Genomic DNA, 20,863 nt, shown 5'->3' on the forward strand with positions numbered 1-20,863 from the left:
TGGAGACACGCCCCAGTCCTGACCGCCAAACTTCGGATTATTGAAAGGATTTCAAGTGACACCGCACGCTCTTGCACAGACGGCTTATGCCCAGACCGCCGCGCCCACCCGTACTCCGCGCGACACCGAGTACGAGGCAATTTCAAAAATCACACATCGATTGAAAGCTGCAGCCGCCCGGCAAAAGGCAGATTTCGGAGGTTTCGTTCACGCGCTGCATGAAAACCGTCGGTTGTGGACGGTTCTAGCAAGTGGCGTCACGGATTCAGATAACGCTTTGCCCAACGATCTTCGCGCGCGAATTTTCTACCTAGCAGAGTTCACAGAGCAACACAGCAGCCAGGTTCTGGGCAACAAGGCATCTGTTGAGCCGCTTTTGGAAATCAACATGGCTGTTTTGCGTGGCCTTCGGCAAGTAGGTGCAACCTGATGGGTGGACTGGTGTTAAAGCTTGCCCCGAAAGAGAGGGTGTTGATCAACGGCGTTGTTCTTGAGAACGGGGATCGGCGCAGCCGGTTTTCGATTATGACACCGCAAGCGAATGTCCTGCGTCTGCGAGACGCCATCCATCCGGATGAGGTGAACACGCCAGTGCGTCGAGTTTGCTATGCAGCGCAACTTGTTCTGTCTGGCGATATGGAGCCGGAGCACGCAAAGCAACAATTGCTGCGTCGCGTAGAGGAGCTGAGCCAGGTATTCACCGATTCAGACAGCCGTCGAGTGCTTGCAGAAGCCACCGAGGCCCTATTGGCTGAGCAATTCTACAAGTGTTTGAAGTCTTTGCGCGCATTGTTGCCGCGGGAAGAGCGGTTAATGGCGTATCAGCAATGACATTCCAGCCTGTTGTCCCCTCAAGTGGTCTTGTTGGCTGGCGTTTTCTACAACGCACCTATGACGTTCAGCTCGATAGCTTTGCTTCGTCGGCCGTTAACGAAAGAGAGACAGAGTACTTTTTGGAAAACATTGGGAACGTGCAGACTGCGGAAGATTTGGTCGCAGATCGCCGTTTGCTTCAAGTGGCATTGGGTGCGTTCGGGCTAGAGGACGATATCAATAACCGCTTTTTTCTTCAGAAGGTGCTGTCCGATGGCACAAGTGCCGACGACGCCCTGTCAAATCGGCTCGCAGATGGCAGGTATCGCGAGTTTTCCGAGGCCTTTGGACTTGGGCCAGGCGAAGTACGAAGAACTGGGCTTGCAACCTTTATGGAGGATATTGCGCGTGACAATGTGGTGTCGCGCTTCGAAATAGCTGTGGGCGAAACAGACGAAACGATGCGCATCTCACTGTATGCGCAGCACTCTCTGGGTGATTTGGCTCGGGAAAACAGCAGCGCTGACACAAAGTGGTTTGATTTGATGGGACTGCCTCCGCTCCGTAGCATGATGGAAACCGCGCTTGGCCTTCCGTCTAGCTTTGCGCAGGTGGATATCGACCGGCAACTGGAGGTTTTCAAGGACAGATTGCTGGCACTCACGGGGTCTGATGACCTGGCGCAATTCCAGGAAGAGGCGGCGATTGCTCAGCTAACGGATCAGTACCTTGCGCGCACTCAAATTGCCCAGCTTCAAAGCGCGTTTTCACCGGCGCAGACCGCGCTGATCCTTTTGGGTGGTCAATCAGGCAGCTAAACCCAGTTTTATTGCTTGAAACATGACGCCAGATTGGACCTTTGGAGCCGATCGACAAGCAAGAGCAGGAGAACGTAGACGAGGCCCAGTTTAGTTCGGCGAGAACAGTGAGATCACGCGTCCAAAACGGAATCTGCAGAAGTTCTAAGAGCGTAAGAGGCCACGGGTTGGGATACATTATGTAGCTTGACGTCTCCTAAAGGGATCGCATTTGCACAGGCAGGCAGAATGTCGGCCGACACAACAATGCGGTGGTTCACTTTTTTTCCGTATTCTCCGAGGCGTGCAGCAATATTGGCGGCTTGACCGATAACCGTGAAGTCCAGTCTCTCCCGGGATCCAACATTGCCATAGGTTACACGACCGTAAGCGACCCCGATCGAACAGTCGCAGTGGATGTCAGTTTCCGACCTGCGCAATTCACCGAGTTTCTCGACAATTTCGATTGCTGACCGCTGCGCATTCCCGCGTGCCGCAATCGAGTCATCACCTGCGGGAAAGACTGCCAGCACAGCATCCCCGATGAATTTCAGCACTTCACCGCCGTTTTCGTGCACGATGCCTGATACGGTTTCAAAGAACTCGTTTAGCAGGTTTATGTACGCTGTTCGACCAAGCCGTTCTTCCAGGCTGGTAGAGTTGCGAAGGTCGCAGAACATGATCGCCGCGTCGATCTCATCTCCGTCTCCTCTTCGGATTTCTCCACCCAGCACGCGCGCGCCTGACCGCTTGCCTACATAGGTTTCTAGCAGGACCTGCGCGTTTTCGCGCTGCATGAATACCTCGTAATAGCGCGCAATGACCGAAGAGCATTCGAATACCAGCCCGAGGTTTTCGGTAGTGAAGCCATCAGGGTGATCGCAGGTCAGGGTCAGGACGTTAGTCCGCCCATCGGAAAACGGTAAAGGCATTGCGACATAGTCTGTCGCACCTTTTGCACGCAAGTCTTCCATGATCGGAAAGCTGTTATGTGGGTTTTCGTCATTCAATCGCTGGCGCACACCGCCCAAACCATTCGATACGTGGCGCAGGGGGCTGTTAATATAAGCCGGGTGATCGTGGATTTCGTAAGTTGGGACATTGGTCGAGATTTCAGCCACGCCCTTTTCCCAAATATAGTGTTTGCCTGCGATCAGAGGGTGTAGCGACCAAGCAAGAATGCTGAGCCTTTGAATGGCAATACCGTGGTCCAACATCTTCTCGGCCAGAGCCTTAGTGAAAGCTTCCGGTGTTTGGTTTTCAGATGCGCCGCGCATCAGCCAGTCGATCAGGGGGCCGCTGATATTGCCGTCCTCTGGATCGCGCAAGTTGTTCTCGCCCAGATCAATTTGTGTGTAGGCTCCGGGCATAAAGCCGATATGGCCCTGAATTCCGACGCTCTCGGGCAAAGCGTCTTCATAAGCCCAGACCGAGTTGGCAAGAGTTTGACCATCCAAAAGGATATCATGGTACGTCGCGGTCCCTTTGAACGGGCAAAACGTCTGCAACTCTGTTTCTTCGCCAAGATCAATACAGACATCGTCACGTGGGATGTAGACTGTCGCAGGCAGCCGCGTTTCATACATGACCTTAGCATTGGTGCTTTCGGCCAGAAGCATGTCATCCCGGTAGATCGCAACGCGACCGGTCAGCTTTTCAACCGAGATACCATAGCCTTTGGTCTTTGGGGTGGTGTGAACATTCATCATCAGACTCCCTGACGCGAGTCCTTATAGGATGGGCCTTTAACAAGACTATTCCAAGGGGTGTAACCGGCATTTTATCTCACATGACGTGTGCGATGCGGCTTGGTTAGACCATCTGAATCACATCTTTTTCGATCGACAGCATATAACCTTTTTTGGCGATGTTTTTCACCAACAGTTCGCTGACCATTTGATTCCCCAGGGCATCCCGCAGGCGTTTGATCCGTGTGGCCCCGGCGGCCTCATCGCAATCGGCGGCGTTTTTTCCGGATATCATCGACTCGATTTGTGCACCTGACAGTACCTCGTCATCAAGACGGGACTCTGCCAGAACCGAAAGGGTTTCCATTGCCGCCTGGGTCAGTTTGAAATCCATGTTGTTCAGGTAGACGGTGTTCTCTTCACGGCTGATCAGCAAAGAGGTGACTTGAATGCCGGTGCGTTCGATCTGTGCCATCCGTCGGTTCAACATCACCAACATCACTAGGAACACGAGCGCCGTCACCAGCATGGCGCTGGCAAAAACCAGCAGAACGAAAATCACCATACGATAGCTGGAGAGCGTGTCGGCAAAAGCTGTTCCCGATTGTGCCAAAATCTCAAGCAAGCGGATTTCGGTTTGTGAGGTCAGGTCGCTTTCGATGAACAGACGCTCGACCCGCGCATTAAAGGCGTTGGCGTCGGGCAGGGTCCAGAACAGGAAGATTGCCGCTGTTACCAGAATCAACACGATCGCCGTGATTCCCGCGCCGACCAATCTGACACCGGATCTGCGGGCCTCAGTAACGGAGATAGAATTTTCCGGCATTGGCCTTCCTTTTATCCAACCCTTCCGGCCCGAAGACGGACATGACGTTCAGCAGGGTCCAGCCCGAGCCTTTCAGGCGCTGGGCGACTTCACCTTTGGCTTGCCCTTTATCACAAGCCGATACCTGCATGACGCCGTAGTGCAGGCGCAGTGGATTGTCCTGTTTGGCCTTGTAATCGGCATAGCAATCAGCCGCCGTAGCGGCAGAGCCAAGCGATATCAGTGCCAGAAGGACCAGAGAAGAGAGGATCTGTTTCATAGGCCGCATCCTGCGCATGGCTCGGCGCGATATTCAATAACCCAAGGGGTTTTGTAGGGCTGATATTGGATAACAAGGGGGCGTTATTGCTTGTCTGAGAGAGGTGCGGCCAGTGTTGAGGCATCGAGCACACGGTCCGCCACCGGGCCTTCCGGACACCTCTGAAGGAAACGCACCATGCATAAGAAGTTCATTGCCCTCATCATCGCCTCTGCTGTCGCCATAACTGGCGTATCGGCTACTCAGGCGCGGGCCGCTGATGTCGAGGACATCCTTGGTGGATTGGCGGCGATTGCGCTGCTTGGCGTCGCCGTCAAACATTTCAATGACGAAAGTAAGAAGAACACGGTCACCCACAACCACGTTTATCAGGCTCCAAAGCCCAAGCATTTTCCGCCCAAGGTACGGCCGGACTACATACGGCCGCTCCCCGAACATGTAGCAAAGTACGACTTGCCCAAGCGCTGCCTGAGGACCTTCAAAGCTTACTCTCCCAAGCGTCCGCTGCTTGGGCCCAATTGTCTTAACAAGCACTACAAATATGCCAAGAGCCTGCCGCGTAAATGCACCGTGGGGTTCTGGAATGGCAAAAAAATCCGTCGGGCATACGAACCTGCTTGTCTGCGCCAAAAGGGGTACCGCGTAGGGCGCTGGTAATTGGTTTCGAGCAGGAGCGGTGCCGTAGAAGCATCGCGCGGGGAGGGGGCAGCGCATGCTGCCCTCTCTTTTTTCTTGCGATATGTCCGGAAACGGGGTTTGCCAACAGGCATGACAACACCGAACTATGAAATTGAGAAAGCCGCCGTCGCGCAGGGTTATCTTCGGATCGCGGGAGTGGATGAGGTTGGTCGCGGTCCGCTGGCCGGGCCGGTTGTTGCCGCGGCCGTTATTCTGACTCCTGCCGACATCCCGGATGGGCTAAAGGATTCTAAGAAACTGACGGCCAAAAAGCGTGCAGTTCTTGATGCCGCTTTGCGGGATAGGGCCGAGATTGCGATTGCCGAAGCTTCGGTGGCCGAGATTGATGAACACAATATCTTGAGGGCCTCGCATTTGGCGATGGAACGCGCAGTGGCGGCTTTGGACCCGCCGCCGGACTATCTTCTGATTGATGGAAACATGATTCCACGCGATCTTACGATACCGGCTCAGGCAGTTGTCAAAGGTGACGCGCATTCGGTCTCGATTGCGGCTGCCTCGATCATTGCCAAAAACTGGCGTGATCAGTTGATGGTGGATTTGGCGCAACAGCATCCGGGCTACGGCTGGGAGACAAACGCCGGTTATCCGTCAAAACAACACAGAGAAGCACTGCAAAATCTCGGTGTAACCCCACACCATAGACGTTCGTTCAAGCCGGTACACAATATCTTGTATCAAGAGTAAATCGTAAGTCGCTGATTCAAAAAAGAAATTGACGGCGAATCGTCTTTGACTCATCCTTGTCTCAACCAAATGAGCGCAAAAGCGCCGTGGATACTTGAGGCAGTAAAATGACAACAACCACCAAAAAGGGCGCAAAAGCGCTCCCTTTAAACACGATTCTATCCGGGGACTGCATCGAAGTGATGAACAGTCTTCCCGAGGCGTCGGTGGACCTGATCTTTGCGGATCCGCCCTATAATCTGCAGCTAAAGGGCCAGTTGCATCGCCCAGATAACAGCCAGGTAGACGCGGTTGATGATCACTGGGATCAATTCAGCAGCTTTGCCGTTTATGACCAGTTCACCCGCGATTGGCTAAAGGCAGCGCATCGTTTGCTGAAGCCAAATGGCGCGATTTGGGTGATCGGTTCCTACCACAACATCTTCCGTGTTGGTTCGGCCCTTCAGGACGCGGGTTACTGGATTCTGAATGACGTGGTTTGGCGCAAGTCGAACCCGATGCCAAATTTCCGCGGCAAACGTTTTACCAACGCGCATGAGACGATGATCTGGGCGTCGAAGCAGGAAGGTGCCAAATACACTTTCAACTACGAAGCTTTGAAGGCTCTGAACGAAGGTGTGCAAATGCGTAGCGATTGGGTTCTGCCGATCTGCACCGGGCATGAGCGTTTGAAAGACGAAAACGGCGATAAGGCACACCCGACGCAGAAGCCAGAATCGCTGCTGCACCGCGTACTAATTGGCTCGACCAATCCGGGTGACGTGATCCTCGACCCGTTTTTTGGCACTGGGACCACAGGTGCTGTGGCCAAGATGCTCGGACGTGAGTTCATCGGCATCGAACGCGAAGAAAGCTATCGCAAGGTTGCCGAGAAGCGCATCTCTAAGGTCCGCAAATTCGACCGTGAAGCACTGGAAGTCAGCGCCAGCAAACGCGCCGAGCCGCGTGTGCCCTTTGGACAACTGGTCGAACGCGGCATGCTGCGCCCGGGGGAAGAGCTTTATTCCATGAACCAACGCCACAAGGCGAAGGTCCGCGCAGATGGCACGCTGGTGGGGCAAAACGTCAAAGGGTCGATCCATCAGGTGGGTGCGCATCTGGAGAATGCTCCATCTTGTAATGGCTGGACGTACTGGTGTTTCAAGCGCGACGGCAAGACAGTGCCGATCGACGTGCTGCGCCAGCAGATCCGCGCAGAGATGCACAACTGATTTAGCGAATACCGCCGGTGCCTGTGGCCTGACACTAGGCACTAAGCCTTGCCCCGCCGATCTCGGCGGGGTCTTTTTGTTTTGCGAACATCTGGTTTCGACATGCACCTTCTGTATCTTGGGGCGCAATGAAGGAGCTTGAGTAATGTCGGAAACCACAGTCAGTGCGTCCCGTTTCGATCGGTTCTTTGTGACACGCCCGGACAATTTCGATCTGGAAAACAAATACACAGAAGCAGCGATGGAGCGGCATAAGCGAGAAGGCTTGGAGCTTGCCGTTCGCGCGCGATGGATTGCGATGGGGCTGACCGCGGTTTTGCTGGTCTTCCTCAATCCTCAATGGGAAGTTCTCTGGTATCATTTCATCCTGCTGCTGATCTGCGCAAATGGCTGGCTGATCCGCCGAGCGGGCCGTGTAGGGCAATCTCGAACTGAACTGTTGCTGATCTTTGTGGACCTTTTGATCATGACGTTGGGCATGATCGTTCCCAACCCGTTCAGTGACGACGTCCGGCCGTTGGCGATGCAGTATCGGTTCGACAATTTCCAATACTTCTTCATCATTCTGGCAGCGGGCACTTTGGCGTACTCTTGGCGTACCGTCATTGCCATCGGGTCCTGGACTGCGGGCGTCTGGACGGCCGGGTGGATCATTGCCTGGTGGGTTGCAACACCGATGCCCGGTCTTAGCGAGCGTGTGGCAGAAGCTTTGACAGGGTATCCCGACGTCGCCGAACTTTTGGATCCCAACAGCTTCATGCCATCGCGCCGCGTCCAGCAGGTGATTGTTTTCATGATGGTGGCAGTAACGCTGGGCGTGTCGATGAGGAGGCTCAACCGTTTGCTCATGACGAACGCGGGGCTGGAACGAGAGAGAGCGAACCTGTCGCGCTATTTCTCACCGAATGTAGTCGACGAGTTGAGCCAGAATGACGAACCGCTCAAGCAAGTGCGTAAAGAGAACATCGCGGTCCTTTTCATCGATATCGTCGGATTCACTAAATATACCGCCGGGCGCGATCCCTATGAGGTGATTGAGGTTCTGCGTGGATTTCATGCGCGGATGGAGGCCGAAGTATTCCGGCATAACGGTACATTGGATAAGTACCTCGGTGATGGGCTGATGGCGACTTTTGGAACCCCGGTACCAACGCCATTGGATACCAGCAATGCCGTGGCCTGTGCTTTGGCTATGGTCGAAGTTATCGATCGTTGGAACATCGAGCGCCGCCGCGCCGGCGAACCAGAAATCCGCATAGGAATCGGGGTTCACTATGGCCCTGTAGTTCTGGGCGACATCGGGGCCAACCGATTGGAATTTGCGGTGATCGGAGATGCAGTTAACGTGGCCGCCAAGTTAGAAGCGTTGACGCGCGAATTTCAGGCGAAGCTGATTATAAGCGATGCCGTTCGGCGCCAATTGCAGGAGGAAGTCAAAAGCACCTCCGATGAAATGTCGATGTTTGCCAAACATGAAAACCACATGGTTCGAGGCGTGGAAGCCCCAATGGATGTGTGGGTGATGACGGGGTAAGGCCTCCCGCCGATTTGCCGTGCATCAAAGATGCAAGTCACATCGTTGGGCCGGGCAGTGCGCTTGTGCGCACTGCGGTCAGGTCTGAGGCTGAGGGTTTTCTGCGCGGTTGTAAGGCGTCCAATCCGAGATTTCGGGATAATATTGGCGACGCCAGGCGCGGACGCGCGGATTCATTACACGGCGCCAGAGCGGTGGGATCATGGCCGCCACCGTCATTACCGGATATCCATAGGGCAGTTGCGGTGCCGCATCCTCGGAATGGTGTTGGAGCAGAGGAAACCGGCGGTTCGGCTTGAAGTGGTGGTCTGAGTGGCGCTGTAGGTTGATCAAAAGCCAGTTCGATGCCTTTTGTGAAGCATTCCATGAATGGCGGGGTTGGACATGTTCGTATTTACCGCCACCCAGATGTTTCCGGGTCAGACCATAGTGTTCAACGTAGTTGACCAATTCCAGTTGCCATATGGCGACACCTGCCTGAACCAGAAACAGGGCCACACCGGACAAGCCCCCGATCAGAAATGCCAATCCCAACATCGCTCCCTGCAGGGCCCAGTAACGCCAGAATGGGTTGGCGCGATCCGTCCACTGGCGGTCTTTGCGGTTCAGCTTGTCGCGCTCTGCTTGGAAGGCAGAAACAAGGCTTTGTCTTAGAACGCGTGGGTAGAAGCGATGAAAACCTTCGTTATAACGGGCTGTTACCGGATCGCGGGGGGTGCCGACATAGCGGTGATGAACCAGCAGATGTTCAGACCGGAAATGCGAATACAGAACCATCGCCAATAGAATATCGCCCAGCCAACGCTCGAAACGACCTCTCTGGTGCATCAGTTCGTGGCTATAATTGATCCCGATTGTGCCCGAAATCACTCCCATCCCGAAGAACAGCCCGAGCTTTTCCAGTGATGACAAGTGGTCAGTGTTCGTAGCGTACCAAATCAGACCAAAGAGAGTCAGGAACTGTATAGGAACCCAAGCCTTGGTCAGCAGAATATACCATTGCAAAACGGCGTCTGGGGTGTCCGGGTCAGCGTTGCTTAACTCAAGGCCAGTTAGGCGATCCAATACGGCAAAAGCCCACCACGTTGACATCGGCACCAGCAGCACCCACCAGCCGCCAGCCAATGCCGTGGCCCAGATAAGCGGTATCAACATGAACGAGATCCAAAAAGGCAGGGCTGATTGCCATCGGGATAGCGTGTCTGTTGCAATCATGAGTGGCTCCGAACAATTGCCGCCAGATTATTCCCTGTTCTAGCGTCTGTACAATGGGTTATCGGCCGCGCCACAAGTCATGCGCCTTACGCATCACGGTCGGTAAATCTCTGGGGCGAAAAGCATGCTTTTCCAGCGTGATCAGACCGTCTGGCAAGGTGTTATCGGGTAACGGAGCGGTCCAGATGCTCAGGATCAGGTGGAAGTGTGTGAAAGTGTGGCGCACCTCACCCGGCAGTATCTGCCAGTCTGCCGCAAATGGAGGGGCTTCAGCCGGAGTGTCAGACCAGTCTGATCCCGGCCAGCCCAACATGCCGCCCAACAATCCTTTGTCCGGGCGACGCTCTAGCAATACCGCCCCATCCTTACTATGAGCGATGTAAACGTGGCCGTATCGTGTTGGCTTGGGCTTTTTGGGCGTCTTTCGCGGAAGGTCGGATTGCGTTCCAGCGGCGCGCGCCTGGCACGGATTGCGCAAGGGGCAAATACCGCAGGCCGGAGACTTGGGCGTGCAGATTGTCGCCCCCAGATCCATTACCGCTTGGGCATAGTCGCCTGGCCGTGAATCTGGCGTCAGAGCTGCAGCTTTTTCCTTTAGCTGGGCTTTCGATATGGGCAGGGGGGCATGAATATTATACAGCCGGGCCATGACCCTTTCGACATTACCGTCCAGCACGGTCTCAGGCCGGTCGAATGCAATGGCCGAGATGGCGGCAGCGGTATACGGACCGATTCCGGGAAGCTGCAGCAGGGCGTCGTAGGTGTTAGGGAATACCCCTTGATGATCACCGGCGATTACGCGGGCGCATTTCAACAGATTACGGGCGCGGGCGTAATACCCTAACCCCGCCCATTCTCCCATGACCTGATCGTCTGGTGCTTCGGCCAACGCCCCAACGGTCGGCCAGCGCGATGTAAACCGCATAAAGTAGTCTTTTACAGCAGCAACGGTGGTCTGCTGCAGCATCACTTCGGATAACCAGACGCGATAGGGGTCTGGAATCACGCCTGCCGCTCGATCCGCCGGGCTAACTCGCCAGGGCATCTCGCGGGCATGCCGGTCGTACCACTCCAGCAGGGTAGTGCTCAGGTCGTATTGAATAGAGTCACGCAAGTTTTATTTATCTCCCTGTCGGGTTTCGCTGGCGCCCGACTGTACGCCCTTTACAATAGCGGCGCAGGAGTTGGAAACCAGATGCAGCGCAGACGTTCTTCGACCCGCGGGTTCAAACGCACCGCGACATTGCTGAACGGCCAGATTCGGCGCGCCGGGGAAAGCCGGGGTTTTGCCGTGTCGCGCCTGTTGACTCACTGGGCCGAAATTGTGGGCCAGGATTTGGCCGCCATGTCACGCCCTGTAAAGGTGGGCTATGGCAAAGGCGGGATAGGAGCCACGCTGACCGTACTGACGACCGGCCCGCAGGCCCCTGTGCTTGAGATGCAGAAAGAACAGCTACGCGGCAAGGTGAACTCGGTTTATGGTTATAACGCGATCAGTCGTGTACGCATCACCCAGACCGCTCCGACAGGATTTGCCGAGGGGCAAGCCGGTTTCAACCATAAACCGAAGCAGGCGAAACCCAAGATTGACCCAGAAATCGAAGCCGAGGCAGGCCGGACCGCACGCGACGTTCACGATGGTGATCTGCGCGCGGCCCTTGAACGTCTGGGCCGTAACGTTTTATCCAAGCAAAAACGCTGAGAAAGGGCTGAGTAATGAGCCGTATTACAACCGGAATTTGTGCGGCCGTCGCAATCGCCGCAGGCGGCTATTGGCTGTCGCAGTCGAATTCCTCCCCGTCTTATCCGCTGATCAGCAGCGCAGAGGCGCAAGAAGCCGAACTGGATACCTCGACCGTTGTTGAGATGGTCCAGGGTGCCGAGGATGCGCCGGTCGAAATCGTCGAATATGCTTCGTTTACCTGTCCGCACTGCGCCACCTTCCACCAAGGTGCGTACAAGCAACTGAAGAAAGACTTTATCGACACCGGCAAGGTCAAGTTCATCTACCGCGAAGTCTATTTTGACCGCTATGGCCTCTGGGCTTCGATGGTCGCGCGTTGCGGTGGCCCCGAAAAGTTCTTTGGCATTACCGATCTGATCTTTGAAGGCCAGTCCGAGTGGACTCGTGCTGGCGGTCCGGGCGAAATTGTGGACGAACTGCGCAAAATCGGCCGTCTGGCAGGGATTGATAATGATCAGCTTGAGGCTTGTCTGCAGGATGGAACTCGGGCGCAAACTCTGGTGGCCTGGTATCAGGAAAACGCCGAGCGCGATGGGGTTCAGGCGACTCCGTCGTTCGTCGTGAACGGCAAGAAAGTAGACAACCAGTCTTATGCTGACTTCAAAAAGCTGATCGAAGAAGAGCTGGGCAGCTAATGCATAGTGCGACCGGTTCCTAAGCCGGTCGCATCCCACTGATCAGGGCGATGGGGCAATTTCCAAAAGCATTTCCCGGACCCTTTCGGCTTCATTTACTTTCAGACGAACAGGCAGGGTGATTACCTTGCTTCGAAATGCGGCAGGCAGGCGCACGGCGTCCTTTTCTGTTGTTACCATCTGAGCCCCCAAAAGCCGCGCTTCGTTTTCAAGTCGGGCCATCAATGCTGGCGTAAGGGGCTGATGATCATCCAAAGCCTCGGCCCGCAACAAAGTGACACCCTGTTGGCGCAGCGTTGCAAAGAACTTTTCAGGGTACCCAATACCAGCAAACGCCAGAACCGGCGTATCGTTCCAGTCCATGCCAGTTTGCAAAGGTTCAACAGAGCCCGTCGCGTGTGGGATTGAAATTCTGCTTTGCCAACGTTCCGAAAATAGCGCCTGAGCCTCGGAATTGCCTAGAGACAGCACAAGATCAGCCCGTTTCAAGCCGACATCTACGGGTTCTCGCAAGGGGCCAGCAGGGAGGCATAGACCATTTCCGAAGCCGCGTTCAGCGTCCACGACGATGACCGAGAAATCCTTGGCCACGGATGGATTTTGAAAGCCGTCATCCAAGACAATGACTGTTGCACCAGCCTCTGCCGCCGCCCGAGCACCAGCGGCCCGATCTTTCGCGACCCATACATCCGCAAAAGCCGAAAGCAAAAGTGGCTCGTCACCAACTTGTGCTGCGGAATGGATGCTGGGATCAACACGCACCGGCCCTTCAAGCGATCCGCCATGCCCACGAGTAACGACGTGAGTTTGGTGCCAGGCGTCTCTCAGCTGTTCTATCATCCAGATGACGGTTGGTGTTTTCCCGGTTCCGCCTGCATTCAGGTTGCCCACACAAATCACAGGGACACCGGGTTTCTCGCCGGGATCAGACGCCAAGCGACGCGCAGTCGCCGCTGCATAGGCGTGGCCCAAAGGGGACAGAAGCCGGGCGCGCAGGTCAAGCCGGTCAGGAGCGGTGTTCCAGAAATCAGGGGCTCGCATGCTCTGCTCTCCGATCATCCAGATAGTTCTGCACCAGTTCGATCAAGTGATCGGCCTGAGGTGCGCCTTCGGACACGATTTGCCATCCCGCCAGCGCCATGCCAGCAGCTTGATCCGGGGCCAAAAGCTCGACAACGGCGTCACCAAGTTCGGTGGCAGTCCGAACTGACCGCACGGCGCCTGCTTGGTTCAGGCGATCATATAGCTGTTGGTGTCGATGCACATACGGGCCGTGCACCACGGCGGATCCCAGTGCTGTGGCGATCAATGGGTCATGGCCCCCGGCACCGCGCTCCAAAGAGCTTCCCATGAAAGTGACTGGAGAGACCCGATACCACAGACCCAAATCCTCGGGGATGGCTGACAAAACCACTTGCGTGGTGTCTTCAATTTGCCCGTCCTCGTCCCAACTTGCGCAACGCAAATCCATTGTTTCCAGCCGTCTCCGCAGGGGTTTAGCCTCGCTGATGTCTGCCACGTGCAGTACCAGCGCCAACCGTGGCAGCATTCGCATTGCCTGTCGATGAGCGCTGAGGACTGAGATGAACTCTTTGTCCTGCACCCAGGACGCAAGCCAGACAGGCCGGCCTGCCAAGGCGTGATTGGTCTCAATCAACTCGTCCTCTGGCCAGGAGCGCGGGTTCGGGCTGATGTGCAGCGGTGGGGCTTCCTGAACCTTGGATGACGCAATGCCAAGGCGGCGAATGGAGCGGGTTGTTTCAGCGCTGGTCGCCAGAATCATTCTGAAACAGTCAAACGTGTATCGGGTAATATCCGGGAGCCACCGTCCGCCTCGACCGACCTGAATGTCCACCTTTGCTTCGATCAAAATCAAGGGGATGCCGCGTTCCTCGGCGCGTGTGATCAAGTTTGGCATCAGGCCGCCACCGACCCAGATTCCAATGTCGGGGTGCCAATGATCCAGAAAGACGCGTGCCGCGCCGGTTTTTTCCTGCGGCAGATTGATTAACGTGAAGCCGCCGCTTTCCCACCGCGTTAGGTCAGCTTCTGGCGGGGCAGTCAGCAGGACAGACAGGTTCGGGCGCGTTTGCTGAAGTCTTCGGCAGAAATCAGCGACCGCGCGCTGACGGTCGGGTGAGTCGATGTGAACCCATAACAGCTCTCCATCGGGGCGAGGGAGGTTGGGCTGGTCTGCAGCGGTATTCACCCCCCAAGACAGAACCCGGTATGCAGCCAGGCTGAGTGAGCGTGGCTTACTCATGGGGCGATACCCGGGCTGTTCAGGTCTAACTGTGAATACAGCTTTTCATGAATGCCTGAATTTGCGGCGATAACACCGTTCAGGCGCGGATGGGCGTTGTTGAACCGTAGTGGGTTCCCCTGCCGATCCGAGCAAGAGCCACCTGCCTCGCGGACAATAAGATCACCGGCGGCAATATCCCACTCCCAACTGGGGCGCAGGGTTAGCATGCCGTCAAAGCGACCCTGTCCGACCAAAGCCATGCGATAGGCAAGAGACGGGCGGTAATTCCGCTTGAATTCCGGAACTTGGCCTTGCTGCCAGTGATGCGTGGCTAGGTTGGGCTTGGCCGCGAGAATTTCTGCTGTTTCAAGACTGCTGGATGCGGAAACGCTGATTGGCTTACCATTTAACGTCGCGCCTTCGCCTTTTTCGGCGGCATAGAGCAGATCGCGCAACGGAAGGTAGACGACTGCGGCAGTCACCTCTCCGTGCTCTGCGATGGCTAGGGAATGCGCCCATGTCCGGGCGCCTTCCGCGAAACTTCGGGTGCCGTCGATCGGATCGACGATGAACACGTGGTCCCTTGATAGCCGTGCGTCGGAATCCTCGGTCTCTTCACTGAGCCAGCCATAGCCGGGTCGGGCGCTGGGCAAAAACTGTTCCAGCATCGCGTTGACGGCCAGATCAGCCTCGGTCACGGGCCCTGCGCCATCCGGTTTATCCCAGCGTTGTGCCGTGGTCCCCGAGTACCGAGTCGCGATCCTTCCGGCCTCAAGCGCCGCGTCAATCAGAAGAGGCAGGTCAGGTGCCGGCAAGTGTCATTCCTTCGATCAGCACCGATGGCACCACCCGTGACAAGTATGGTCGTGCATCGTTGGCCGGGATGATCCGCTTGAGCATATCCCGCAGATTGCCAGCGATGGTGCATTCGTTGACGGGGTGCGTGATCTGCCCGTTCTCGACCCAAAACCCGGACGCCCCGCGTGAGTAGTCGCCGTTATTCGGGTTTATCGTCGAGCCGATCATCGAAGTGACCAACAACCCCGTGCCCATGTCGCGTAACAGTTCGTCCCGGGTTTGCTTGCCTTGTGTCAGGCTAAGGTTCCAATTGCTGGGTGAAGGTGGGCCGGACACACCCCGCGTAGCGTTGCCGGTCGACTTCATGTCCAGTTTCCGTGCGCTGGAAAGATCCAGCGTCCATCCGGTCAACACTCCGTTTTCAACGATCGCCCGACGTAGCGTCGCCAAGCCTTCGGCGTCGAAGGGGCGGGAGCCTGAAATGCGTGGCCGATGGGGGTCTTCGATCAGGGACAGGTGTTCTGGTAGTACCTGTTCGCCCAAGCAGTCTTTGAGCCAGGATGCGCCGCGGGCGATTGCAGCCCCATTGCTGGCCCCAAGAAGATGGCCGATCAAAGACGATGAGATGCGCTCATCAAACAGCACCGGGAATGTACCTGTCGCTGGCTTTTGCGCGCCAACCAATGCCACTGCGCGTTCGCCTGCGGTTCTGCCGATTTCGTCAGGGCTGCGCAGGTCGCTTTGGAAGGTACGGCTGTCGCCGTCATAGTCGCGCTCCATCCCTGTGCCTTCACCTGAGATCGCCACACATGAGATCGAACGGCCGCTGCGCGCGTAGCCGCCAGAAAAGCCGTTAGATGCTGCCAAAAACACGTGGTGGGTGCCATAAGACGCAGCCGCATCTGAAACCTGCGACACTCCTTGAACTGCCTGAGCAGCTGCTTCAGCGGCCAGAGCGTCTTGTAGCAGGTCTTCGGCGGCGGGTTCGGGGCTGGGGTCAAACAACTCCAGCGCATCGATGTCCCAGCTCTTGGCCAGCTGTTCGGAGTCAGCAAGGCCCGTAAAGGGGTCTTCTGGGGCTTCGGCGGCCATGGCCACCGCCCGTTCAGCCATTGCCTGAAGCGTTTCAGGACGACTATCCGAGCTGGAAACGATGGCCTGACGTTTACCGATAAAAACGCGCAATCCAAGATCGGTGCCCTCGGAACGTTCAGCATGTTCCAGCGCAGCGTTGCGTACTTCGACCGAAACCGAAGAACCGTCAATCACGATCGCATCCGCGGCTTCGGCCCCGGCTTTGCGCGCTGCATCTAACAGGTTCTGGCTGATGTCTTCGAGTGTACGGGTCATGCGGCCTCCGGTCCTACTGCATTGGACCTAGCCTTGGACCGCCGGTCCCGCAAGACCTGTGGCCGCTTTGTGGTGCCTCATGCACGCTGCAGCGGTAAATATCTTGTCGATTTTCGATCAATCTGGCTGCGATAGCGGTAGGCCCAGCTAGTGCGCACAGAATCCCGTTGACCTTTAAGTTGTTTAAGCAGGCGTTTGGGGAAGGGCCGCTTCTTTTCCGGCGCACAGCCCGTCGTAAGGGCGGAGGGTGGGAAGGCAAGTCTGTGCCTTCCCTGTCGTCTTTACTTGATGCGTTGACCGTTCGCCAGAATCTCACCGTCTTTCTTAAGCTCGATCTTTGAGGTCAGGGTATCAGGCTCTTCGCCAGGAACCGCCATAAGGCCCATCATCATACGAGCGCCCAGTGCATCGCTTTCGGACATCAGTCCCATACCGATCAGCTTGTCGATCAGAGTATTGGCGCCGACCAAGGTCAGGTTCGCAACACCTGAAGGAGCAGGCAGGCCATCGAGGCCGCTGGTGTTGGAATTGTCGAACGCGAAATCACCTTCACCTGTCAGCTTTGCGCCAACCAGCGACACCAGCAATTCGTTGATCTTCAGAGAATGCAGCTCTCCCGGCGCTTCTTCTGACAATTCCAGCTCTTCAACCGCGGCAGGGTCGAACAGGTTTGTCAGAACTTTCGCTGTGCCGGTCGTGTCCAGAGCAATAGTCGCCGGGTCACGAGGCAATGCGCCTTCAGAATCAAAGATGCTCCAAAGCACGTCGGACATAGTGAAGTCCGTTAGGTTCATGGCGAACCCGAACGGTTGAATTTCTTCGGACTGTTGTACAGGGAACTCGAACTTCAACCCGGCCTTCTCCATAGCGACTTCGATGGGGAAAGGCAGGTCATTCGTCGTAACAGCAACTTTGGCGCTGTTCTGTTCGATGTCATACGCGATGCGTTTGTCATCGATGCTGCCGCCAAATGTGCCGCCTTTAGATTCGCTGGCCATCGAGAAAGGCTGACCTTCGCTGGTGCCTTCAATCTCAGTATTGCCCGAGCCATAGGTGAAGATGCCGGAAAAGGCGAAGCCGTTACCATAGAACGCTTGTGGATCCGAAAAATCGAGATCCGAAGGTATGACGCTTTTGCCTTCAAAGGTCAGTTGATCCATAGAACCGCCGATCTTGCCGGTATCGTCGCTTTCCGGATCATCGAAGGCCAAGTCATAAGTCAGACCGTTGGCGGTGAATTTCTGGTCGACATCCCGGAGTTCACCGATTTTCATCTGCGAGCTGCCTTCGAGGCCGGCAATTTCCATGGCCATATCCAACGCACCGCCGGGCAGCGGCTCGTCATTGATAGTCAGGCCGTCCAGTTTAATTCCCAAGGTGTCGGCAGAATAGCCATAGGTCATTTCCGCGGGTGTGCCCGATACGACCATGTTCAGCCCGCTATGCGTATACAGGACGTTCGCAGCGAAGCTGTCCTCTTCGCTTGAACCCGAAACCACCATAGGAAAGTTTTCGGGGATGCTGATGTTGACTGTGCCGTCTCCGTTTTCGGTCAACGTGATGTCTGGCGACGTGATCTGAAAATCAGCGTTCTCTTCGGGCATAGCCATTTTCATGGTCATGTTCGAGATCGTCGTCACATTTCCGTCGGCAGACTGATCAGCCGAAACATTGTAACCCATTTGGGTCATGTAAGTTTGCCAGTCATTCCAGACGTCTTGCGCAGTCACATCTGCCAGTGCGCCTTGGGTGATAACAGCATAAGCCAAAACTGCGCCGCTTGTGCGGCGAAGAAAAACGGACATCAGAGAACCCTTCTTGATCAATTTTGCGGGCATCGTCGTGCCTGTTGCGACGGGCGTCAAGGGGCAAGGGCTGGACCAGTTCCCCGTTCACGCGTTAGAGATTCACACAATCTCAATCCAACGGAGGTACAGGGTCCAAATGCAGGGAAAAACCGTACTGATAACCGGAGCCAGCCGCGGTATCGGAGCCGAGGCAGGGCGCGTATTTGCCGCAGCCGGTGCCAATGTTGCGTTAGTCGCTCGAAACAAAGACCAAATCTCGGTTTTGGCCGATGCGCTTGGCGACAATGCTGTTGCTCTGCAATGCGACGTCAGTGACTTCGCGCAAGTCGAGCAGGCCGTTGCCGACTGCGTCGACCGGTTTGGAGGGCTGGATGTGCTGATCGGCAATGCAGGCGTCATTGATCCAATCTTTCACTTGTCGAATGCGGATGTTGAGGCATGGAGCAAAGCCATCGACATCAACCTCAAGGGGGTTTTCCACGGTATGCGCGCAGCATTGCCCGTTATGCGCGCAGCGGGTGGGGGGACTGTGATTACAGTATCCTCCGGCGCAGCGACCAACCCGATTGAAGCCTGGAGCCATTACTGTGCTTCGAAAGCAGGTGCCAAGATGCTGACCGAGTGCCTGCATCTTGAAGAGTCCATTCACGGTATCCGTGCCATGAACTTGTCGCCCGGAACCGTGGCCACAGATATGCAGCGTGTCATAAAATCAAGCGGCATCAACGCAGTAAGCCAGCTGGATTGGAGCGACCACATTCCTGCTGACTGGCCGGCAAAAGCTCTGTTGTGGATGTGCACGTCGGATGCGGATGAGTTCCTTGGAACCGAAATCTCGCTTCGACGCGAGGATATCCGGCGCAGGGTTGGCCTAATATGATCGATTTGACCAAATCTGACGGTTTGTGGGTCGTAACGCTCAACAACCCGGAAAAGGCCAACGCGCTAACGACCGCGATGTTGTCTGAACTGGTCGAAATTGCTGAAGCAGCGACCGAGGCGCGCGCTTTGATCCTGACCGGCGCGGGCAAAGTGTTCAGCGCCGGAGCGGATTTGGACGAAGTGCGTAATGGCCTTGCGACCTCAGATCTGTGGGAGAAGTTATCAGGCGCAATCGCAGCGCTGCCATGTTTGACCGTTGCTGCACTAAACGGAACGCTGGCTGGCGGTGCCAACGGAATGGCGCTGGCATGTGATATTCGTATCGCAGTTCCATCCGCCAAGTTTTTCTATCCGGTTATGAAGCTGGGCTTTCTACCCCAACCCTCTGATCCAATGCGTATGTCCGCTTTGATTGGTCCCTCACGGACCAAGTTGATCCTGATGGCTGGGCAAAAGATTGCAGCTGAAGAAGCTTATCAATTCGGTCTGGTTGATCGCGTGGTGGCCCCGGAGATGTTGATGCAAACAGCTCGTGAACTGGTAGCAGACAGTCTGTCCGCCGAACCCAAAATCGCAGCAGGAATAGCTAGGTTGTGCCAGTGAGGCTGTCTGCTTTGTACTTGCGCGTGAAAGACCCTGAAGGGTTAGCTGATTTTTATCGGGACGCGCTGGGGATGTCAGTCCAGGAACAGCGGCAAAATCGACGCGTTGGCTATGACGGTCAGGACGCCGATCTGTTGCTCTTGCCCGGTGGTGGTGGCTACGCACATGACAGAGGACAACGCTACTGGAAGATCGGAATTACCGTGCCGGATGTCGATCTTGCGGCCGGTTCTCTGAGGCAAAAAGGGGTTCAGGTCTCGGATCCACAGCAGTTTCTGGACATCGGCTACATGTGCCATCTTCAGGATCCCGAAGGCTTTGTGATCGAGATTCTACAGCATAGTTTTGAGGGCAACCGCCCCGCAAATGCCGCGGATCCTGAAAACCCCTTTGCAGATGCCTGTATTGGCCAGATTACTTTGCGTACCGGCGATATCGCAGTCGAAGATGCTTTCTGGCGATCACATGGTATGCGCCTTTTATCGATGCAGGATGTCAGCAAGTACGGGTTTGATTTGCACTTTTATGCTTTTGCCGATGAAAGCCCGCCCAATCCTGATCTATGGTCTGTCGAGAACCGTGAGTGGCTGTGGAAGCGCCCTTACACCACACTGGAATACCAACATGTAAAAGGAGCCCAGTTCGCCCCGGCTCCTGATTTTCGGGGTTTAGAGGTGCAGGGGTTGGACACTCAACTCCGGGACCCGTTTGGCAGCCCGGTCCGACCGGGTTGATCAGCGACCGCGCCGCTTTCCCGGTACCTTTGATCGAAACCCAGCCGGGCGCTTGCGAACCCAATTGAGAAACTTTTCCAACCGGGGGTGGCTGCGCAAGGCCTCGACCGTGTTGAATTCTCGGGCCAGTTGGGTCTCGGTCAGGGTGGCGTGGACCTCTTTGTGGCAGATCACGTGCAGTAAAACCGTTGGTCCACCCTTGCCCCCTTTGAGTTTTGGGATCAGATGGTGCAGGCTCCCGCCCCCACCGGGGATTGGGCGGTCGCAAAGCGGGCAGATCGGGTCACTGTCTGTCATGGCAGGGTTAAAGTTGCGTCTGACCGCGCAGAAGGCAA

23 protein-coding genes are annotated in these 20,863 nt (G+C 55.9%); 12 read left to right on the forward strand and 11 right to left on the reverse strand.

The window, feature by feature from the left end; all coding sequences use genetic code 11:
• Nucleotides 1-55: 55 nt before the first annotated feature.
• From flaF to ACR0EO_RS18575, 3 genes are read left to right on the forward strand one after another with little or no spacing between them, the layout of a single operon-like run.
• On the forward strand, nt 56-430 hold the full coding sequence (gene flaF, locus ACR0EO_RS18565) for a flagellar biosynthesis regulator FlaF (protein WP_480692305.1): 375 nt from the start codon (nt 56-58) through the stop codon (nt 428-430).
• Entirely contained in the window at nt 430-831 is a 402-nt protein-coding gene (flbT, locus tag ACR0EO_RS18570) for a flagellar biosynthesis repressor FlbT (protein ID WP_480692306.1), read from the forward strand. Before flaF ends, flbT begins: the two co-directional genes overlap by 1 nt.
• On the forward strand, nt 828-1,631 hold the full coding sequence (locus ACR0EO_RS18575; RefSeq protein WP_480692307.1) for a DUF1217 domain-containing protein: 804 nt from the start codon (nt 828-830) through the stop codon (nt 1,629-1,631). The genes flbT and ACR0EO_RS18575 overlap by 4 nt, the downstream gene beginning before the upstream one ends.
• Before the next feature lie 113 nt (nt 1,632-1,744).
• Here ACR0EO_RS18575 and ACR0EO_RS18580 read toward each other — a convergent pair whose 3' ends face one another.
• The 3 genes from ACR0EO_RS18580 to ACR0EO_RS18590 all read right to left on the reverse strand — a co-directional run bounded on the left by ACR0EO_RS18580 (nt 1,745) and on the right by ACR0EO_RS18590 (nt 4,383).
• Complete coding sequence (locus ACR0EO_RS18580) at nt 1,745-3,316, reverse strand: DUF427 domain-containing protein (RefSeq protein ID WP_480692308.1); 1,572 nt, start codon at nt 3,314-3,316, stop codon at nt 1,745-1,747.
• 106 nt (nt 3,317-3,422) lie between these two features.
• Nucleotides 3,423-4,124: a winged helix-turn-helix domain-containing protein gene (locus ACR0EO_RS18585; RefSeq protein WP_480692309.1), complete on the reverse strand. Its 702-nt coding sequence runs from the start codon at nt 4,122-4,124 to the stop codon at nt 3,423-3,425.
• Nucleotides 4,096-4,383: a hypothetical protein gene (locus tag ACR0EO_RS18590; protein WP_480692310.1), complete on the reverse strand. Its 288-nt coding sequence runs from the start codon at nt 4,381-4,383 to the stop codon at nt 4,096-4,098. Before ACR0EO_RS18590 ends, ACR0EO_RS18585 begins: the two co-directional genes overlap by 29 nt.
• 177 nt (nt 4,384-4,560) lie before the next feature.
• Here ACR0EO_RS18590 and ACR0EO_RS18595 point away from each other — a divergent pair, with 177 nt between their 5' ends.
• From ACR0EO_RS18595 to ACR0EO_RS18610, 4 genes are all read left to right on the forward strand, one after another.
• Nucleotides 4,561-5,040, forward strand: a complete 480-nt coding sequence (locus tag ACR0EO_RS18595) for a hypothetical protein (RefSeq protein WP_480692311.1) — start codon at nt 4,561-4,563, stop codon at nt 5,038-5,040.
• A 111-nt stretch (nt 5,041-5,151) separates the two neighbouring features.
• Entirely contained in the window at nt 5,152-5,769 is a 618-nt protein-coding gene (locus ACR0EO_RS18600) for a ribonuclease HII (RefSeq protein WP_480692312.1), read from the forward strand.
• 107 nt (nt 5,770-5,876) lie between these two features.
• Nucleotides 5,877-6,980: a DNA methyltransferase gene (locus ACR0EO_RS18605; RefSeq protein ID WP_480692313.1), complete on the forward strand. Its 1,104-nt coding sequence runs from the start codon at nt 5,877-5,879 to the stop codon at nt 6,978-6,980.
• A 145-nt stretch (nt 6,981-7,125) separates the two neighbouring features.
• Entirely contained in the window at nt 7,126-8,514 is a 1,389-nt protein-coding gene (locus tag ACR0EO_RS18610) for an adenylate/guanylate cyclase domain-containing protein (protein WP_480692314.1), read from the forward strand.
• Nucleotides 8,515-8,592: 78 nt separating this feature from the next.
• Here the strand turns inward: ACR0EO_RS18610 and ACR0EO_RS18615 are convergent, their stop codons facing one another.
• Nucleotides 8,593-9,729: an alkane 1-monooxygenase gene (locus ACR0EO_RS18615; protein WP_480692315.1), complete on the reverse strand. Its 1,137-nt coding sequence runs from the start codon at nt 9,727-9,729 to the stop codon at nt 8,593-8,595.
• Between the two features lie 58 nt (nt 9,730-9,787).
• A complete protein-coding gene (mutY, locus tag ACR0EO_RS18620; protein ID WP_480692316.1) occupies nt 9,788-10,843 on the reverse strand; it encodes an A/G-specific adenine glycosylase in 1,056 nt (351 codons plus the stop codon).
• Between the two features lie 81 nt (nt 10,844-10,924).
• On the opposite strand from mutY, the gene ACR0EO_RS18625 reads away from it, so the two are divergent.
• Nucleotides 10,925-11,431 carry a DUF721 domain-containing protein gene (locus tag ACR0EO_RS18625; RefSeq protein ID WP_480692317.1) on the forward strand — a complete coding sequence of 169 codons (507 nt, stop codon included), beginning with the start codon at nt 10,925-10,927 and terminating at the stop codon, nt 11,429-11,431.
• 14 nt (nt 11,432-11,445) lie between these two features.
• Nucleotides 11,446-12,108, forward strand: a complete 663-nt coding sequence (locus ACR0EO_RS18630) for a DsbA family protein (RefSeq protein WP_480692318.1) — start codon at nt 11,446-11,448, stop codon at nt 12,106-12,108.
• A gap of 42 nt (nt 12,109-12,150) precedes the next feature.
• Here ACR0EO_RS18630 and lpxK read toward each other — a convergent pair whose 3' ends face one another.
• From lpxK to ACR0EO_RS18655, 5 genes are all read right to left on the reverse strand, one after another.
• Nucleotides 12,151-13,149 carry a tetraacyldisaccharide 4'-kinase gene (lpxK, locus tag ACR0EO_RS18635; protein ID WP_480692319.1) on the reverse strand — a complete coding sequence of 333 codons (999 nt, stop codon included), beginning with the start codon at nt 13,147-13,149 and terminating at the stop codon, nt 12,151-12,153.
• On the reverse strand, nt 13,136-14,371 hold the full coding sequence (locus ACR0EO_RS18640) for a 3-deoxy-D-manno-octulosonic acid transferase (RefSeq protein WP_480692320.1): 1,236 nt from the start codon (nt 14,369-14,371) through the stop codon (nt 13,136-13,138). The genes lpxK and ACR0EO_RS18640 overlap by 14 nt, the downstream gene beginning before the upstream one ends.
• The gene (locus ACR0EO_RS18645) at nt 14,368-15,168 is read right to left on the reverse strand and encodes an inositol monophosphatase family protein (RefSeq protein ID WP_480692321.1); all 801 of its coding nucleotides are present in this window, start codon (nt 15,166-15,168) and stop codon (nt 14,368-14,370) included. Before ACR0EO_RS18645 ends, ACR0EO_RS18640 begins: the two co-directional genes overlap by 4 nt.
• Nucleotides 15,155-16,501, reverse strand: coding sequence for a TldD/PmbA family protein (locus ACR0EO_RS18650; RefSeq protein ID WP_480692322.1), 1,347 nt, complete (start codon nt 16,499-16,501; stop codon nt 15,155-15,157). The genes ACR0EO_RS18645 and ACR0EO_RS18650 overlap by 14 nt, the downstream gene beginning before the upstream one ends.
• Nucleotides 16,502-16,782: 281 nt before the next feature.
• Nucleotides 16,783-18,306 (reverse strand): DUF2125 domain-containing protein, encoded by a 1,524-nt coding sequence (locus ACR0EO_RS18655; RefSeq protein ID WP_480692323.1) that lies wholly within the window; start codon nt 18,304-18,306, stop codon nt 16,783-16,785.
• A 139-nt stretch (nt 18,307-18,445) separates the two neighbouring features.
• Between ACR0EO_RS18655 and ACR0EO_RS18660 the strand changes: the two genes are divergently transcribed.
• The 3 genes from ACR0EO_RS18660 to ACR0EO_RS18670 are packed head-to-tail and all read left to right on the forward strand — an operon-like array spanning nt 18,446 to nt 20,528.
• Nucleotides 18,446-19,189 carry an SDR family oxidoreductase gene (locus tag ACR0EO_RS18660; protein WP_480692426.1) on the forward strand — a complete coding sequence of 248 codons (744 nt, stop codon included), beginning with the start codon at nt 18,446-18,448 and terminating at the stop codon, nt 19,187-19,189.
• Entirely contained in the window at nt 19,186-19,794 is a 609-nt protein-coding gene (locus ACR0EO_RS18665) for an enoyl-CoA hydratase/isomerase family protein (RefSeq protein ID WP_480692324.1), read from the forward strand. The genes ACR0EO_RS18660 and ACR0EO_RS18665 overlap by 4 nt, the downstream gene beginning before the upstream one ends.
• Complete coding sequence (locus tag ACR0EO_RS18670) at nt 19,791-20,528, forward strand: VOC family protein (protein ID WP_480692325.1); 738 nt, start codon at nt 19,791-19,793, stop codon at nt 20,526-20,528. Before ACR0EO_RS18665 ends, ACR0EO_RS18670 begins: the two co-directional genes overlap by 4 nt.
• Here ACR0EO_RS18670 and ACR0EO_RS18675 read toward each other — a convergent pair whose 3' ends face one another.
• Nucleotides 20,529-20,825, reverse strand: coding sequence for an HNH endonuclease (locus ACR0EO_RS18675; protein ID WP_480692326.1), 297 nt, complete (start codon nt 20,823-20,825; stop codon nt 20,529-20,531).
• Nucleotides 20,826-20,863: the final 38 nt, after the last annotated feature.

The sequence above is a fragment of the Ruegeria sp. BE9 genome, assembly GCF_056538765.1.